Consider the following 15,511-nt stretch of genomic DNA (forward strand, 5'->3'; position numbering starts at 1 on the left):
GGATCGATGGCATCGATTTTGGCACGCACTTGGTCAAGTTTCATAACAATCTTCCTTTCCTACCATGCTTCTTGGATTTTTCCCCATTATAGCAAAGGGGTGTTGCCTGCGCAACACCCCTCTTTCACACTGCCGTACAGGGCTGGGCCCCCAACAGTTCTTCTTTCTCTTCTTCCACCTGACGGGCGGGCACCCGTTCCAGCCATTTCAGATCGTAGGGCTCGAACTTGCACCGGGCGTAGGCGTCCAGATCCATTACCGTGCCATCCCAGTCCGAATCGATCCGTCCATTCTGCTTGATCAGGATATCGTACAGGATGGCATAGGTTTCCCCGTCTGCCGGATCCTTTTCCACAATGGTGCTGTAGGGCAGGGTCTTGTGGTACACCAGCTCCAGATCCTTGTATTTGAAATGGAACCCGCAGCGCATCCGGCAGCCGTCCAGACCGGTGTAACAGGCCACCTGCTTCAGGTCCCGGAGAATCTGGTCATGGGGTTCGTCATACAGGTTTTCCGGGGTGGTCTCCGTATAGTCGAACCGGAACTGGATGGAAGGGGCGTGGACCTTCCGGAACCGTTCCATAAAGGGAATCAGCTGATCCTTGGGATACTTCTTGTACAGGACGCAGTTGATCCGGAACCGGACCGGCAGCCGGGCCAGGAGTCCGTCATTGGATTCCTCCACATAGTGCTGCATGTGCCGGCTGATATTGAGGCAGGTGATTTTCCCGGCATTCTTCTCCAGGAAGGCCAGCACTTCCTCTTCGCTCTGTTCCCGGCTTACCGGCAGGGTGGTGTTGATGTACACTTTATGGGTATCGGACACCTGGTCCAGCATCACCTGGAGACTTTTCAGGTTGGCCAGGGGCTCCCCTCCGGTAAAGACAAAGTCGCAGTAAGGAGTCAGGGCATCCATTTTCCGGATGCTTTCACAGATGGCCTCCAGGGAAAATCCCGTCATATCGGCATACTCTTCTTTATTCACACAGAACGGGCAGTGGTTCCGGCAGTCATAAGGCACAAAAACAGTGACCGTGGCCCCGCCGTTGCGGGTCTTGTACGGGTGTCTGGCTGCTTCCACTGCGGTTTTTTCTCTCTTGATCATGGTCAATCCCCTCGAACTTCTTTTGCAGCTCTCCCAGGAGCCGCACGCTAAAATCACACACAAACCTAGCTTATATTTTACCATAAACTGTGAAAGTGTTCCAATTTTTTCAGCAAAACTTCCGTGTTATAATGATGTCATGTCAAAAGGAGGGGTTTCCATGATTTCCATCATCCCGGAAGGGTTCAACGATTTTGCCTGCAAAGGAGGGTCCTGCCGCCATACCTGCTGCCAGGTGTGGGAAATCGACATCGATGAAGACACGGCGGAATACTACCGGCAACTGCCCGGAAAGCTGGGGGACGACCTGCGCCGGTCCATGGTCCGGGAAGACGGCACCTGGCATTTCCGGCTGAATCCCCAGGGATACTGCCATCTGCTGGATCCGGACGGACTGTGCCGGGTGATCAAGGAACTGGGGGAAGACGCCCTTTGCGATATCTGCACCGTCCATCCCCGGTTCTTCACCTATGTGTATGAATACATTCTCTGCGGCACCGGCCTGTGCTGTGAGAAGACCTGCGAGGTCATGGTGGCGCTGCCGGGGCCCCTCCACTTTACCCAGGAAGAAACCGGAGATGTTTTCACCTTTCCGGAACTGCTGGAAGAAATGGGGCTGGAGGACCTGCCGGAAGCAAAGCTCCATTTTTCTCCGGATCTGACCCGGAAAGAGCTGGAAGTAATGATCCGGGAACTTTCCGCCACAGAGCCCATCGACCAAGCCTGGACCCGGGACCTCCAAAAAATTGAAAGGGACCTGGAGGGGGCCCTGGACCGGTACCATACTTTTGCGGAGAATGCTCCCCTGCTCTTCTTCGACCGTCTGTACCAGTACATTTTCTATCGGCAGCTGGACAAGGAAGCCTCTTACGGCATGGATATCCTGGCCCGTTACGCCCAAAAGAGCACCCAGTTTATCCTGCTCCAGGCCGCCCGCACCGGAGACCTGCTGGAAGCCCCCCGCCGCTGGTCCGAGCAAATCGAGTATGATACGGAAAATGTGGGGATTTTATTGTCCCTTTGGGGCAATAAAATCAGTCACTAGTCACTAGTCACTAGCCAATGGAAGGAACCTGCGTTTGGCAGGTTCCAGAATAAAAGAGGGGCTGTTGCATGTGCAACAGCCCCTTTTGAGGTCTCGAGTCGTGAGTCTCGCGGCTGGAGACTAGAGACTAGTGACCGGGGCAAAGCCCCCCTTCACTTCTTATGAAACTCTTCCAGCTCCAGGGAAGTATCCGCGTGGAGCATTTCCTGTGCCAGTTTGTCCGGGTAGGGATTGGCGTAGACAATCCGCTTGATCCCGGCGTTGATCAGGATCTTGGAACACACCACACAGGGCTGATGGGTGCAGTACAAGGTGGCGCCCAGGGTGGATACCCCGTTCACCGCCGCCTGGATCACCGCGTTCTGCTCTGCATGGATGCCCCGGCACAGCTCATGGTTCTGACCGCTGGGCACATGGAGCTTTTCCCGGAGGCATCCCACCACTTCACAGTGGGGCAGCCCCTTTGGAGTCCCGTTGTACCCGGTGGCCAGGATCTGCCGGTCCTTCACCAGCACGGCCCCCACCTTTCTCCGCAGGCAGGTGGACCGTTTGGAAACCACTTCCGCGATTTCCATGAAATAACTGTCCCAGTCAGGTCTGTCCATACCTTATTCCACCGTCCCGAACACCCGGTCCCCGGCATCCCCCAGCCCGGGCACAATGTACCCGTGCTCATTGAGATGATCATCCAGGGCCGCTGTATAGATGGGCACATCCGGGTGCAGTTTGTTCACCAGTTCCACCCCTTCCGGAGCGGCCACCAGGCACATGAACCGGAAGTGCTTGTAGCCATCGGCCTTCAGCATGGACAGGGCTGCAGCGGCACTGCCGCCGGTGGCCAGCATGGGGTCGATGAGGATGATTTCCGCATCCTTGTCCTTGGGGATCTTGCAGTAATATTTGATGGGCTCCAGAGTCTTTTCATCCCGGGTCAGGCCGATATGCCCCACCCGTGCTTCCGGGATCAGGTCCAGCACTGCATCCAGGAATCCCAGCCCCGCCCGGAGGATGGGCACCACGGTGATACCGGTGATGTCCAAGGCATACCCGGTGGTTTCCGCAATGGGAGTGGTCACCGGCACTTCCCGGATGGGCAGGTCCCGGGTCACTTCGAACAGCAGCAGCTGGGCGATTTCATCCAGCAACCGGCGGAAATTCCGGGGAGCCGTCTTTTTGTCACGCAAGTGGGTCATTTTTTCTTTGATCAGAGGATGGTTCACAACATGGATTTGCATGGTTTCAGGTTCCTTTCCCAATTACAGATTCGGATAGAGAGGGTATTTTTCACACAGGGCAGCCACCCGGGCAGCGGCTTCTTTCTGAGCTTCTTCTTTCCCAGGATTGCTGAGCACCAGGCCGATGATCCGGGCCACTTCCCGGAAGTCTTCTTCCAGGAATCCCCGGGTGGTGGCAGCCGGCGCACCCAGACGGATGCCGCTGGTCACAAAGGGGCTGGCCGGGTCGTTGGGGATGGTGTTCTTGTTGCAGGTGATGCCGATGGCATCCAGCATGTGTTCCGCGTCCTTGCCGGTAAGGCCTTTGGACCGGGTATCCACCAGTACCAGATGGTTGTCCGTACCGCCGGAAACCAGCCGCAGACCCTGTTTGGTCAGTTCTTCCGCCAGGGCAGCGGCATTTTTGATGATCTGTTTCTGGTAATCCTTGAATTCCGGTTTCAGGGCTTCGCCCAGAGCCACTGCCTTGGCGGCGATGATGTGCATGAGAGGGCCGCCCTGGGTGCCGGGGAACACCGCCTTGTCGATCTGTTTGGCGTATTTTTCCGGGCACAGGATCATGCCGCCCCGGGGTCCCCGAAGCGTCTTGTGGGTGGTGGTGGTCACCACATCCGCATAGGGCACCGGGCTGGGATGGAGTCCTGCCGCCACCAGACCGGCAATGTGTGCCATGTCGATCATCAGGAAGGCCCCCACCTTGTGGGCGATGGCCGCCATCCGTTCGAAATCGATGATCCGGGGATAGGCACTGGCCCCGCCGATGATCATTTTGGGTCGGCATTCTTCCGCGATTTTTTCCAGCTTGTCATAGTCGATCCGTTCTGTTTCAGGATCCACTCCGTAAGGGACGATGTGGAAATACTTCCCGGAGATGTTCACCGGGGATCCGTGGGACAGATGGCCCCCTTCGGACAGATTCATGCCCATCACCGTGTCTCCCGGCTGGACAAAGGCAAAGAAGGCGGCCAGGTTGGCATTGGCCCCGCAGTGAGGCTGCACATTGGCGTGTTCCGCCCCGAACAGCTCACAGGCTCTCTGACGGGCCAGTTCTTCCACCTTGTCCACGTATTCACAGCCCCCGTAATACCGGTGGCCGGGATACCCTTCCGCGTACTTGTTGGTGAGGACGGTCCCCATGGCTTCCATTACCGCCGGGGACACAAAGTTTTCCGAAGCAATCAGTTCGATTTTGTGACGCTGCCGGCCCAGTTCCTCCCCGATGGCCGCCGCCACCTGGGGATCTGCCAGGCCCAGTTTCTGGTTGTTCATCTCGTTTTCTCCTCGCTGGATTGATACGGATCGGCTCTTTTCAGGGTCTTCCGCTTATTTGTACACAGCCCGTTCCCCACCGATGAGAGGCGGCCGGGTCCGTGCTGCCGTCAGTACCGCATTCCCCAGTTTTTTCCGGGACAGACGCACCGGCACCGCCACCCGTTTCAGGTGCATGCCGATCAGGGTCTGGCCGATATCCAGCCCCATGTCCGCCTGGATTTCTTCCACCACCACCGGGTTCTTCAGTTCATTGTAGGCCGTGGCTGCAAAAGCCCCGCCGGCATGTTCGATGGGACGGACCGTCACCTGCTGCCAGCCGAATTTCTCCATGGCCTTCTGGTCCACCACCAGGGCCCGGTTCAGATGTTCGCAGCACTGGGCGGCCAGGATCATCTTGTGTTTCCGGCACACTTTCCGGAGGGTGGTGTAGAGCACCTTGGCCACTTTCATGGAACCACCGGTGCCGATTTTGTTTCCCAGCACCTCGCTGCTGCTGCAGCCCACCACCAGTACCTGACCGGCTCTGCCCTTGGCCACACCGATCAGTTCTTCCGCATCTTCCTCGATTTCCTGTGCAAGTGCCTCCAGATTCATGGTCTCACCTTATTTCTCCAGGTCCATGATCTTCTGTACCCGTTGGGTATGGTAGCTGCCCAGGAAGGAAGCCCCCAGATAGGCATCCACGATCTGTTCCGCCAGGCCGGTGCCCAGCACCCGGGCCCCCAGGCAGAGGATATTGGCATTGTTGTGTTCCCGGGCCTTTTCCGCGCTGTAGCAGTCTCCGCACACCGCGGCCCGGATGCCGTGGATCTTGTTGGCGGCAATGGACATGCCCAAGCCGGTGCCGCAGATCAGGATGCCCTGGTCCGCCTTGCCGGCAGCCACCCCTTCGCCCACCTTCTTGGCGTAGTCCGGATAGTCCACCCGGTCCGGGGTGTAAGCCCCTGCATCTTCCACTTCATAGCCCTTGTCCGCCAGATATTTCTTCAAAACTTCCTTCAATTCAAAACCGCCGTGGTCACAGCCGATCATGATTTTCATAAGTTTTGCCTCCCTACTCCAAAGTAAAATGCGTTCGCCGCATATCATATTTATTGTAACACACCTGTTATTCTATTACCATTCCCTGTAAAAACTCCGGCACCTGGCCGCTCTGTTTTTTGTACAGCCCCCGGTCGTAGACCAGGATGTTGTGACCGGCGCTTTTCCGCATCCGGTTCATGATGGCAAGGCCCAGTCCCTGGGTGGAGACCCCTTCTCCCAGGATGATGTCCACCTGCTGCCGGTCGAATTCCCGGAGTTCCGTGTACAGGTTCTCTGCCAGATCCTTCAGATCCTTTCCGGCATCACAGATCACCAGATGGGGCGTATGGGGCAGGTGTTGGACCGTTTCGTCCAGGGCCAGCACCCCCACTTTCAGTCCCCAGGCTTCCCCCATAATGGCCGCCCGGATCACCCCTGCTCCCGCATCCGGTCCTTCGATGAGCACCATGGGGGCCTTGGGCGCATAATGGCGGTACTTCATTCCCGGAGCCTTGGGCTTCTGGTCCGGGCTCACCAGTCCCGGGTCCAGTTCCACGGCCCCCATCACCTGCTGGATCATCTCTTCGGTGATGCCCCCGGGACGGAGGATCACCGGTTCTTTCCCGGTAGTGTCGATGATGGTGCTTTCCACCCCGATGTCACAGGGGCCTCCGTCCACCACTCCTCCGATGATGCCCTCCATGTCCTGGAGCACATCCTGGGCGTTGGTGGGGCTGGGCTTCCCGGATTTGTTGGCGGAAGGAGCCGCCAGAGGCCGTCCGGTAAGCCGGATCAGGGCCCGGGCCACAGGATTGCTGGGGAACCGGACCGCCACCGTCTCCTGACCGGCAGTGACCACATCCGGGATGATCTCCGACTTGGGCACAATGAGGGTCATGGGTCCGGGCCAGAAGGCAGCCATGAGTTTTTCCGCCATGGGGGAAAGCCCGGACGTAAGGGGCCGGATCTCTTCCATTTCGCTGATGTGGAGGATCAGGGGATTGTCCGCCGGACGTCCCTTGGCGGCAAAGATTTTCCGGCAGGCCTCTCCGTTCAGCCCGTCCGCCCCCAGGCCGTACACGGTTTCCGTGGGAAAGGCCACCACTTCTCCCTGCCGGAGCAGGGCAGCCGCCGGTTCCAGCTGGGAATCCAGCGGTTCATCGTTCTTTAATTTCCAGCACTGCGTTTCCATAGACAGAACCCCCTTTGGCGGCAAAGACCATCCGGTCCTTGTCCCCGTAATCTTTCCGTACTTTCACACAATCCAGGCCCGCTTCCCGGCACAGCCGGGCCACGTCCTCTCCCTGGTCCTGGCCGATCTCGAAGGCCGCCAGGCCCTGGGGATCCAGATACTCCCAGATATCCTTCAGGATCCGCCGGTAAAAGTCCAGGCCATCCCGGCCCCCATCCAGGGCCCGCCGGGGTTCCCGGTGGACTTCCGCCTGGAGCCCGGCCAGATCCCCTTCCGGGATGTAGGGCGGGTTGGAGACCAGTACCTGGAACTTCGGTTCCTTCGGGACCTTTTCATACAGGTTGGACACCACCGTATCCAGCCGGTCCTCCACCCCCAGGCTCCGGGCGTTTTCCCGGGTCACTTCCACGGCTCCCGGGCTGATGTCCACCCCGGTGCCATGAGCCTCCGGCAGTTCTGCCAGCAGGGAATCGACAATGGCCCCGCTGCCGCAGCCCAGATCCAGGATCCGTAACGGACCCCGGTCTTTGGTCAGGCTCACCAGCTGTTCCACCAGAAGCTCCGTTTCCGGACGGGGAATCAGGGTGTCCTGGGTCACCTTGAAATCATACTGGAGGAACCCTTTGTGTCCCAGAATATAGGCCACCGGCTCCCGGGCCGCCCGCCGGGCCACATAGCTCCGGTACTGTTTCAGTTCCTGTTCTTCCAGGGGCTCATCGAAATTGGTGTACAGCTGGATCCGGCTTTTGTCCAGCACAGCACAAAGCAGCACTTCCGCATCCAGGCGCGGATTTTCCACGCCTTTGGAGCTGAAGTACTGCTGAGTCCACTGAAGGATTTTCAATATGGTCCAAACGGTTCTTTGTTCCTGCATCTTATTTCACCTGCTGGAGTTTCTTGGCCTGTTCCGCCATCATCAGGGCATCCAGGAGTTCATCCAGGTCCCCGTTGATGATGTCCGGCAGCTTGTGGAGGGTGAGCCCGATCCGGTGGTCGGTGACCCGGCCCTGGGGATAGTTGTAGGTCCGGATCCGTTCACTCCGGTCTCCGGTGCCCACCTGGCTTTTCCGTTCCGCCGCGGTGGCCGCCCGCTGTTTTTCCTGTTCCGCTTCCAGGATCCGGGACCGGAGCACCCGCAGGCACTTTTCCCGGTTCTTGGCCTGGGATTTTTCGTCCTGGCACTGGGCCACGATCCCGGTGGGGATGTGAGTCATCCGGACGGCGGATTCGGTTTTGTTCACGTACTGGCCCCCGGCCCCTCCGGCCCGATAGGTATCCACCCGGATATCCGCCGGGTTCAGTTCGATATCCACTTCCTGGGCTTCCGGCATCACCGCCACGGTCACCGTGGAGGTGTGGACCCGGCCCTGGGATTCCGTATCCGGCACCCGCTGGACCCGGTGGACCCCGCTTTCAAACTTCATGTGGCTGTACACATCGGTGCCGGACACCATGAACACCACTTCCTTGAAGCCCCCCAGGCCAGTGGGACTGGAATCCATCAGTTCCACCTTCCAGCCTTTCTGTTCTGCATACCGGGTGTACATCCGGAACAGGTCCCCGGCAAACAGGGCCGCTTCGTCTCCCCCGGCTCCCGCCCGGATCTCCATGATGATGTTCTTTTCATCGTTGGGATCCTTGGGCAAAAGCAGCAGGGTCAGTTTTTCCTCATAGGCCTCCAGCTGAGGCTGGAGTTCCTTCATTTCCTCTTCCGCCATGGCGGTGAGTTCCTGGTCTTCCCTGGCTTTGACAATGGCTTCATCGTCCTTCCAGGTGTCCACCAGTTTTTTGTAGTCCCGGTACACCGTGACGATCTCCGTCAGTTTGGAATGGGCCTTGGTGTATTTCAGCCACTCCTCCTGCCGGGCGATCACTTCCGGATCGCTGATCTTGGCTTCCAGGTCCAGGTACCGGTCTTCCAGGTCCTGGAGTTTATCCAAATTCTCAAACATAGGCGTTCCCCGTCATTCAATGATTTCTTCCGGCGGCAGCACCGCTTTCAGGGAAGCGATGGCCACTTCGATCTGGTCGTCGTCCGGCTGCCGGGTGGTCAGTTTCTGGAGGGCCAGCCCCGGCAGTATGGCGGCCCGTACCCAGGCCTTGTCCATATGCTTTCCTGCAAACCGGATGATTTCGTAGCTGATCCCGGCCACCACCGGCATCAGGAGGATCCGGGACAGGATCCGCTCCCACAGGCTGGGCCAGCCCAGAAAGGCAAAGATGAAGATCCCGATGAGCATGACAATCATCAGGAAATTGGTGCCGCACCGGGGATGGAGAGTGGAAAAGGGCCGTACGTTCTCCACCCGCAGAGGCAGCCCGTGTTCATAGGTATAGATGGTCTTGTGCTCCGCCCCATGGTACTGGAACACCCGCTGGATGTCTTTCTGCCGGGAAATCCCCCAGATGTACAGGAGGAAAATGGCCAGCCGCATAAGCCCTTCGCACAGGTTCAGGACCATGGGCCCCACTCCCTGGTTCTGGAGCAGCTTCATGGCCCCGGTGGGCAGCACCACGAACAGCAGCACCGCCAGTCCGATGGAAACCGCCATGGTCCCTGCCATTTCCAGGCTGCTCATGGATTCTTCCCCGTCCTCTTCGTCCCCGGATACCTGGGCGGAAAAAGACAGAGCCTTCATGCCGTACCCCAGGGATTCCACCAGGGAAACCACCCCCCGGAGGAAGGGCTTCTTCAGGATGGGATACCGGTCGCTGATGCTTCCTGCAGGCTTCAGGTCCACGGTAATCTCTCCGTTGGGTTTGCGCACCGCTACGGCAATCTTCCCCGGTCCCCGCATCATCACTCCTTCGATGACCGCCTGGCCACCGACACTTAATTTTTTGGTCATACCATGACTCCCTGGATACAAGAAAAGGAGTGCTGCAATGTCTGCAAGTCACTCCCTGTTCAAGCGCATTTTTTATTTTGCGTCTTTGCCGTACCGTTTGTTGAATTTTTCGATCCGGCCTCTGGCAGACATATCACGCTGCTTACCAGTGAAGAAAGGATGGCATTTGGAGCAAACGTCCACCCGCAGTTCCTTTTTCACACTGCCAGTTTTGAATGTATTCCCACAGCCACAAATCACGGTGCATTCACCGTAGTTAGGATGGATACCCTTTTTCATTATGAAACACCTCTTTCTGAAATTGCATTAATATATCCCGACATTAACGCTTGACAATTATATCATACTCCCCTTGTCCGTGCAAGAGTCCTTCTCCCTATTCCAGGAAAAATCCGGGGGGTTCTCCCCTTTGTCCGGAGGATTCTCCCGGAGTGCCAGCCGGAGGAACACTTTCATGGCCTGGGTCAGCCATTTGTCCTTGTGGTAGAACAGCTGCCGGTACATGTGCATGTGGAAATCCTTCACCTGGAGGATCTGCAGCCGGTCCCGGTAGGGGCTGTTTTCCACCACGTACTGGGGCAGGAAGGACAGGCCCAGTCCCCGCTGGACCATATCCAGGATGAATCCGGTATCGCTGACTTCCAATATAGGGTTCAGGGCCAGCTGCCGGGCCGCCAGCTGCTGGTCCAGGCTCAGCCGGTAGTTGTCTGCCTTTTCCGTCAGGAAAAAGGGTTGGCGGATCACCTGGTCCAGTTTCAGGTCTTTTTCCCGGGCCAGCGGAGAATCCACAGAACACACAAACACAATATTCTCCTGTTTCTGGAAAACCTTTTCCCATTTTCCATCATATAAAGGCTTGTCCAGTACATACACCAGATCCACCTTGTTGTGGTTCAGGGCGTCCAGCAGCACACTGGGCGAATCGATGGTGATGGTGATATGGAGCTGGGGCAGGTTCCGGCATACGTAATCCATCACCTGGGGCATGTGGGCCTTGCACAGGCTTTCGATCATGCCGATCCGCAGGGCTTCTGCCGGCGGCCGGTTGTGCATCACATTCTCCAGTTCCTCCACCTCCTGGAGAATGGGCAGTACCCGCCGGGCCAGCTGCCTGCCAGGAGGAGTCAGAGTTACCTGCTTGCCCAGCCGGTCAAAAAGACGGACCCCCAGCTCATTTTCCAGAGAATGAATTTGTACACTGAGGGCGGACTGTGAGTACCCCAGTTCCTTCGCCGCCCGGGAGAAACTTTCCAGTTCCATAATTTTCAGAAAGCTTTTTAATTCTCTTAGTTCCATTTTGTCAACAGCCCCTTGTTGTTATTAAAAATTTTCATCGATTAAATCGAGTTTATTAATTTGCTTTATGAGTACAACCATAGTACACTGAATAAACAGAAAAGTCAAACGCAAGCTTCCCAGCCGGCGGGAAGCGGTTTGTCAAGTTCAGGGGAGGTTAGTTTTCATGAAACTCGGTCTTGTACCAAAAATCATCATCGCCATTATCATTGGTATCCTTATTGGGCAGTATCTGCCGGAAGATGTCTGCCGTACCGTCGTTACTCTTTCCGGCATCTTCAGCAATTTCCTGAAATTCGTCATTCCTTTGATGATTCTGGCCTATGTGACCATGGGCATCGCAGATCTGAGCCAGGGCGCAGGCAAGCTGCTCCTGATTACCGCCATTATCGCCTACGGTTCCACCCTGATTGGCGGGACCTTCTCCTTTACCGTAGCAGACACCCTGTTCCCGTCCTTCATCAGCGCCGGGGTGCTGGAAGAACTGGCCAAGACTGCCGGCAAGAGCCTGCCGCCCTTCTTCTCCATTTCCATTCCGCCCATCCTGGACACCATCTCTGCTGTGGTGCTGGCCTTCATCGTGGGCCTGTGCCTGTCTTCCCTCCGGGGCAAGGAAATCGGGGATACCCTGTACAACTGCTTTAAAGATTTCTCCAAGATCATCGACCAGGTCCTGACCCATGCCATTGTTCCCTTCCTGCCGCTGTACATCTGCGGCACCTTTGTGGACATGACCCGTTCCGGCAAGACCTTCGTGATCCTGAGTGTTCTCTGGAAAGTTTTCCTGGTGGTCATCGCCATGCATCTGATTCTGTTGTTCGTACAGTTCATGGTTGCCGGTTCCTTCAGCGGGAAAAACCCCTTCACCCTGATGAAGAACCAGATCCCGGGCTATACCACCGCCCTGGGGACCCAGTCTTCCGCAGCCACTATTCCGGTCAACCTGGAATGCTCCAAGGCTGACGGCGTCTGCGAACAGATCCGCAACTTCGTGATCCCTCTGTGCGCCAACATCCATATGTGCGGTTCCATGATCACCATTACTGCTTGTGCCACGGCGGTCTGCCTTATGTACCAGATCCCCATCCACCTGGGCACGGTCATTCCCTTCATCATGACCCTGGGGGTTGCCATGGTGGCTTCTCCGGGTGCTCCCGGCGGTTCCATCATGACGGCCCTGCCCTTCCTGTGGATGATCTTCGGGAAAGAACAGGGCGACCCCAACGGCCCCATCTGCGCCCTGATGGTTGCCCTGTACATTACCCAGGATTCCTTCGGGACCGCCTGCAACGTATCCGGGGACAATGCCATCGCCGTAGTGGTGGACAAAATCTACAAAACCTGGATCAAAAAATAATTTCCGTCAAAAGCGTTCCATCTCCATCTGATCCCCTTCTGCAGTTGTCTGCTTGACAAGATTCAGGCACCATGGGTATGCTGTCAGGGAAACATCCGACAATCCTTCCTGTTTTACCGGATTTCCCTGACAGCCTGCTCCCTGCGTCCGGTTCCGGTCAGACAGAGAGAATGGAACGTTTTTTTATTTCACTTTCAGGAGGTTCATCATGAACATTTTCGATATTATCGGGCCGGTGATGATCGGTCCTTCCAGTTCCCACACTGCCGGTGCCGTCCGTCTGGGACGGGTGGCCAACAAGCTGCTCCAGAGCGAGCCCAAGGACATTAAAATCGAACTGTCCGGTTCCTTCGCCAAAACCTACAAAGGCCACGGCACGGACAAGGCCCTGCTGGCCGGGATCCTGGGGTACCACAGCTATTCTGAAGAGATCCGCAGCATCTTCTCCATTGCGGACAAAAAAGGCATCCATTACACCTACATCCCCACGGAGATCCCCAATTCCCATCCCAACACCGCCCGGATCCAGGTGACCTGTGCTGACGGCAGCCAGCACACGGTCCAGGGAGCCAGCATCGGCGGCGGCAACATCCGGGTGGACTATGTGGACGGCATGAAGGTGGACTTCACCGGGGAACGGAATACCATCCTGGTGCCCCATTACGACCGGCCGGGGGTCATTGCGGCTGTAACCAATATTATGTGGCAGAAACACAAGGACATCAACATCGGCAGCTTCCGGCTCACCCGTCCCGTCAAGGGCGGCATTGCCATGATGACCATCGAAGTGGACGGGATGCCCCCGGCGGATGTAATCGACGCCATCCGTTCCGTCCAGTACGTTACCAACGTAATCCTGATCCGTGCCATTTAAGGAGGAAACCATGTTTACCTATACATCCATTGCTGAACTGGTGGAAGCCGCAGAAAAAAGCGGCAAAAAAATCAGCGAACTGGTCCTGGCTGACCAGGCGGAATCCATGGAACAAAGCCAGGCAGAACTATTCGACCGGATGTCCACCGATCTGGACGTAATGATCGATGCGGTGAAATTCGGAGAAAAGAAAGACCAGAAGTCCACTTCCGGACTCACCGGCGGGGAAGGCTGGAAAATGAACGACTACACCGCCCGGACCAACGGCGGCCTCTCCGGCACCATCATCGACCACGCCATTGCCCGGGCCCTGTCCGTAGCAGGCTGCAATGCCTCCATGGGCCGGATCGTGGCCACCCCCACCGCCGGCAGCTGCGGCATCCTCCCTGGCTGTCTCCTGACCATGATGGAAGAAAAGGGCATGGACCGGAAGAATGTGATCATGTCCATCTTCACCGCCGGCGCTTTCGGTATGGTCATCGCCCAGAACGCCTGCATCGCCGGGGCCCAGGGAGGCTGCCAGGCAGAATGCGGCAGTGCTTCCGGCATGGCAGCGGCAGCCCTGGTGGAACTGGCCGGGGGCACTCCCCAGATGGCGGCGGACGCCTGTGCCATGGCCATTGCCAACCAGCTGGGCCTGGTATGTGATCCGGTGGCCGGACTGGTGGAAATCCCCTGCATCAAGCGGAACGCCAGCGGGGTGGTCATCGCCTTCTCTGCAGCGGACATGGCCCTGGCCGGGATCCGTTCCTGTATCCCGGTGGATGAATGTGTAGAAGCCATGCGGGCTGTGGGCAGCGCTCTCCCCGCCTCCCTGAGAGAAACCGCCGGCGGCGGCCTGGCCGTCACCAAGACAGGGAAGAGATTGAAAGAGCAGGTGTTTGGGAAGGAATAAAAAAAGGAGCTGTTGCGCATGCAACAGCTCTTTTTTTATATTCTCTCAAACACCCCGATGAACACGGCCATCAACGTCAGTCCCACTCCCAGGGACCAGGCGCAGAGTTTTTTCTCTATGGGCTGGAGGGGGAAGTATTCTTCTTCGTCAGCCTCCAGTTGGGCGGCATGGACTTTGGCCCCGGTGGGACGGACCACCTGTCTTTCATAATACTGATCGGCGGTGGAATGGACGTTGGTAAGGATTTCGCTTTCCATATTATATCCCTTCTTTCTCACAAAAAGATCTTACAGGGTAGGCGGCAGGATGCCGTGATAGAAAATGTAGGAGATGCCCAGGCCCACCCAGATGATGAACCCGGCCAGGGCTACGGAATAGACCCCGATCACCCGGCCCAGGCCGGCTTTCCACAGCTTCCGCACATTGGTCACCAGGCCGATGGAGAAGAAGCACAGGCCGAAGAACACCGCCCGGAGCAGGTTGGCCTGACCGGCACCGGCTTTGGCCCCGGCCACAATGGAGGGATGGGCCCAGCCCGCCAGGAAGATCCCCACCAGAGCCAGGACGAAGCCCAGGATGAATTTGGGGAACCGGTTCCAGATTTCCTTTTTGGATACCTTTCCGCCGCCGGCAGCAGCCTTGGGATCATTCAGATGGTACACGGACCAGACCACCGCCAGGATAAAGGACCAGACTCCGATGAAAATGTCGATGAACACTTTGGAAGTGGTGGCCGCCATGAGGATCCATCCTTCCTGGTACCGGACCCCGAACAGTTCCAGGGCCCGGCTGCGGATCAGGCTGTCCGCAATGGCCCCGGAAGCTACGGCGCCTCCGTCACTTTTCACCACAAGACCCAGCCAGGAGCCGGCCACCATGGGATCCCCGGGCAGGAAATAGGCAGCGGCAAAGGGCAGGATCAAAAGTTCCACTGCCACGAACACAATGATTACGGAAGCCAGGATGGTGGGGATGATCTGCCGGGCTTTGATGGCGCTGCCGGTGGCAATGGCGGCGGCCACCCCGCAGATGGAGATCCCGGAAGCCATGGGAGCGGCCCATTCCGGAGTAAACTTGAAGAATTTCCGGGCCACAAAATACACCACCGGCCAGTAAATCAGGTAGGCTTCCACCACGGCGCACAAACCCCGGAGGATTACGGTGCTGGCCAGACCCAGGGCACTGATGGCCTGGATCCCGATGTTGGCTCCCAGGATCACGATGCCGGTCTTGATGTACCATTCCGGTTTGCCTGCATGGGAGAGATATTTGGCCAGGCCGGGAAAGAAGTTCCCGATTACCAGTCCGGCCAGCAGGGCGAACACAAAGCCCAGTTCTCCCAGGCTCAGGGACCAGCCGATGTGGAAG

Annotated in this window: 18 protein-coding genes; 4 read left to right on the top strand and 14 right to left on the bottom strand. The window is 57.5% G+C overall.

From position 1 onward, the window contains the following. Positions 1-124: 124 nt before the first annotated feature. On the bottom strand, positions 125-1,105 hold the full coding sequence (locus tag QVO43_RS01920) for a 4Fe-4S cluster-binding domain-containing protein (protein ID WP_022486925.1): 981 nt from the start codon (positions 1,103-1,105) through the stop codon (positions 125-127). A gap of 160 nt (positions 1,106-1,265) precedes the next feature. Here QVO43_RS01920 and fliB point away from each other — a divergent pair, with 160 nt between their 5' ends. Then, a complete protein-coding gene (gene fliB, locus QVO43_RS01925; protein WP_022486926.1) occupies positions 1,266-2,150 on the top strand; it encodes a flagellin lysine-N-methylase in 885 nt (294 codons plus the stop codon). Positions 2,151-2,302: 152 nt separating this feature from the next. On the opposite strand, the gene QVO43_RS01930 is transcribed toward fliB, so the two are convergent. The 11 genes from QVO43_RS01930 to QVO43_RS01980 form a co-directional block, all read right to left on the bottom strand. Then, positions 2,303-2,755, bottom strand: a complete 453-nt coding sequence (locus QVO43_RS01930) for a deoxycytidylate deaminase (RefSeq protein ID WP_154487731.1) — start codon at positions 2,753-2,755, stop codon at positions 2,303-2,305. A gap of 3 nt (positions 2,756-2,758) precedes the next feature. Beyond that, positions 2,759-3,385 (bottom strand): uracil phosphoribosyltransferase, encoded by a 627-nt coding sequence (gene upp, locus QVO43_RS01935; protein WP_022486928.1) that lies wholly within the window; start codon positions 3,383-3,385, stop codon positions 2,759-2,761. A 21-nt stretch (positions 3,386-3,406) separates the two neighbouring features. Further along, positions 3,407-4,654, bottom strand: a complete 1,248-nt coding sequence (glyA, locus tag QVO43_RS01940; RefSeq protein WP_022486929.1) for a serine hydroxymethyltransferase — start codon at positions 4,652-4,654, stop codon at positions 3,407-3,409. 54 nt (positions 4,655-4,708) lie between these two features. Beyond that, complete coding sequence (locus QVO43_RS01945) at positions 4,709-5,251, bottom strand: TIGR01440 family protein (RefSeq protein ID WP_022486930.1); 543 nt, start codon at positions 5,249-5,251, stop codon at positions 4,709-4,711. Between the two features lie 9 nt (positions 5,252-5,260). Further along, complete coding sequence (gene rpiB, locus QVO43_RS01950) at positions 5,261-5,698, bottom strand: ribose 5-phosphate isomerase B (protein ID WP_022486931.1); 438 nt, start codon at positions 5,696-5,698, stop codon at positions 5,261-5,263. Positions 5,699-5,765: 67 nt separating this feature from the next. Beyond that, positions 5,766-6,872 (bottom strand): L-threonylcarbamoyladenylate synthase, encoded by a 1,107-nt coding sequence (locus tag QVO43_RS01955; RefSeq protein WP_022486932.1) that lies wholly within the window; start codon positions 6,870-6,872, stop codon positions 5,766-5,768. Continuing rightward, entirely contained in the window at positions 6,838-7,746 is a 909-nt protein-coding gene (prmC, locus tag QVO43_RS01960; RefSeq protein WP_022486933.1) for a peptide chain release factor N(5)-glutamine methyltransferase, read from the bottom strand. Before prmC ends, QVO43_RS01955 begins: the two co-directional genes overlap by 35 nt. Before the next feature lies 1 nt (position 7,747). Beyond that, on the bottom strand, positions 7,748-8,824 hold the full coding sequence (gene prfA, locus QVO43_RS01965; protein ID WP_022486934.1) for a peptide chain release factor 1: 1,077 nt from the start codon (positions 8,822-8,824) through the stop codon (positions 7,748-7,750). A 12-nt stretch (positions 8,825-8,836) separates the two neighbouring features. Beyond that, the gene (locus tag QVO43_RS01970) at positions 8,837-9,721 is read right to left on the bottom strand and encodes a DUF1385 domain-containing protein (RefSeq protein WP_022486935.1); all 885 of its coding nucleotides are present in this window, start codon (positions 9,719-9,721) and stop codon (positions 8,837-8,839) included. Positions 9,722-9,793: 72 nt separating this feature from the next. Continuing rightward, positions 9,794-10,000 (bottom strand): 50S ribosomal protein L31, encoded by a 207-nt coding sequence (gene rpmE / locus QVO43_RS01975; protein WP_012937812.1) that lies wholly within the window; start codon positions 9,998-10,000, stop codon positions 9,794-9,796. 57 nt (positions 10,001-10,057) lie between these two features. Beyond that, positions 10,058-11,017 (bottom strand): LysR family transcriptional regulator, encoded by a 960-nt coding sequence (locus QVO43_RS01980; protein ID WP_022486936.1) that lies wholly within the window; start codon positions 11,015-11,017, stop codon positions 10,058-10,060. Between the two features lie 166 nt (positions 11,018-11,183). Here QVO43_RS01980 and QVO43_RS01985 point away from each other — a divergent pair, with 166 nt between their 5' ends. From QVO43_RS01985 to sdaAA, 3 genes are all read left to right on the top strand, one after another. Beyond that, complete coding sequence (locus QVO43_RS01985; RefSeq protein ID WP_022486937.1) at positions 11,184-12,374, top strand: dicarboxylate/amino acid:cation symporter; 1,191 nt, start codon at positions 11,184-11,186, stop codon at positions 12,372-12,374. 208 nt (positions 12,375-12,582) lie between these two features. Further along, positions 12,583-13,248: an L-serine ammonia-lyase, iron-sulfur-dependent subunit beta gene (sdaAB, locus tag QVO43_RS01990; protein ID WP_022486938.1), complete on the top strand. Its 666-nt coding sequence runs from the start codon at positions 12,583-12,585 to the stop codon at positions 13,246-13,248. Between the two features lie 10 nt (positions 13,249-13,258). Further along, positions 13,259-14,143, top strand: a complete 885-nt coding sequence (gene sdaAA / locus QVO43_RS01995; RefSeq protein WP_022486939.1) for an L-serine ammonia-lyase, iron-sulfur-dependent, subunit alpha — start codon at positions 13,259-13,261, stop codon at positions 14,141-14,143. 35 nt (positions 14,144-14,178) lie between these two features. Here sdaAA and QVO43_RS02000 read toward each other — a convergent pair whose 3' ends face one another. Together QVO43_RS02000 and QVO43_RS02005 are read right to left on the bottom strand one after the other, a co-directional pair. Beyond that, on the bottom strand, positions 14,179-14,400 hold the full coding sequence (locus QVO43_RS02000) for a hypothetical protein (protein ID WP_022486940.1): 222 nt from the start codon (positions 14,398-14,400) through the stop codon (positions 14,179-14,181). A 30-nt stretch (positions 14,401-14,430) separates the two neighbouring features. Next, positions 14,431-15,511 (bottom strand): putative sulfate exporter family transporter (locus QVO43_RS02005; protein WP_288174333.1); only part of this gene is annotated, 1,081 nt, incomplete at its 5' end.

Origin of the sequence: Acidaminococcus sp. CAG:542 (assembly GCF_000437815.1) — a bacterium.
Lineage (GTDB): Bacteria > Bacillota > Negativicutes > Acidaminococcales > Acidaminococcaceae > Acidaminococcus.

Excerpts from the sequence above, each read along its gene's own strand:
- QVO43_RS01920 (WP_022486925.1), bottom strand. The coding sequence starts at position 1,105 with ATGATCAAGAGAGAAAAAACCGCAGTGGAAGCAGCCAGACACCCGTAC.
- fliB (WP_022486926.1), top strand. The coding sequence starts at position 1,266 with ATGATTTCCATCATCCCGGAAGGGTTCAACGATTTTGCCTGCAAAGGA.
- QVO43_RS01930 (WP_154487731.1), bottom strand. The coding sequence starts at position 2,755 with ATGGACAGACCTGACTGGGACAGTTATTTCATGGAAATCGCGGAAGTG.
- upp (WP_022486928.1), bottom strand. The coding sequence starts at position 3,385 with ATGCAAATCCATGTTGTGAACCATCCTCTGATCAAAGAAAAAATGACC.
- glyA (WP_022486929.1), bottom strand. The coding sequence starts at position 4,654 with ATGAACAACCAGAAACTGGGCCTGGCAGATCCCCAGGTGGCGGCGGCC.
- QVO43_RS01945 (WP_022486930.1), bottom strand. The coding sequence starts at position 5,251 with ATGAATCTGGAGGCACTTGCACAGGAAATCGAGGAAGATGCGGAAGAA.
- rpiB (WP_022486931.1), bottom strand. The coding sequence starts at position 5,698 with ATGAAAATCATGATCGGCTGTGACCACGGCGGTTTTGAATTGAAGGAA.
- QVO43_RS01955 (WP_022486932.1), bottom strand. The coding sequence starts at position 6,872 with ATGGAAACGCAGTGCTGGAAATTAAAGAACGATGAACCGCTGGATTCC.
- prmC (WP_022486933.1), bottom strand. The coding sequence starts at position 7,746 with ATGCAGGAACAAAGAACCGTTTGGACCATATTGAAAATCCTTCAGTGG.
- prfA (WP_022486934.1), bottom strand. The coding sequence starts at position 8,824 with ATGTTTGAGAATTTGGATAAACTCCAGGACCTGGAAGACCGGTACCTG.
- QVO43_RS01970 (WP_022486935.1), bottom strand. The coding sequence starts at position 9,721 with ATGACCAAAAAATTAAGTGTCGGTGGCCAGGCGGTCATCGAAGGAGTG.
- rpmE (WP_012937812.1), bottom strand. The coding sequence starts at position 10,000 with ATGAAAAAGGGTATCCATCCTAACTACGGTGAATGCACCGTGATTTGT.
- QVO43_RS01980 (WP_022486936.1), bottom strand. The coding sequence starts at position 11,017 with ATGGAACTAAGAGAATTAAAAAGCTTTCTGAAAATTATGGAACTGGAA.
- QVO43_RS01985 (WP_022486937.1), top strand. The coding sequence starts at position 11,184 with ATGAAACTCGGTCTTGTACCAAAAATCATCATCGCCATTATCATTGGT.
- sdaAB (WP_022486938.1), top strand. The coding sequence starts at position 12,583 with ATGAACATTTTCGATATTATCGGGCCGGTGATGATCGGTCCTTCCAGT.
- sdaAA (WP_022486939.1), top strand. The coding sequence starts at position 13,259 with ATGTTTACCTATACATCCATTGCTGAACTGGTGGAAGCCGCAGAAAAA.
- QVO43_RS02000 (WP_022486940.1), bottom strand. The coding sequence starts at position 14,400 with ATGGAAAGCGAAATCCTTACCAACGTCCATTCCACCGCCGATCAGTAT.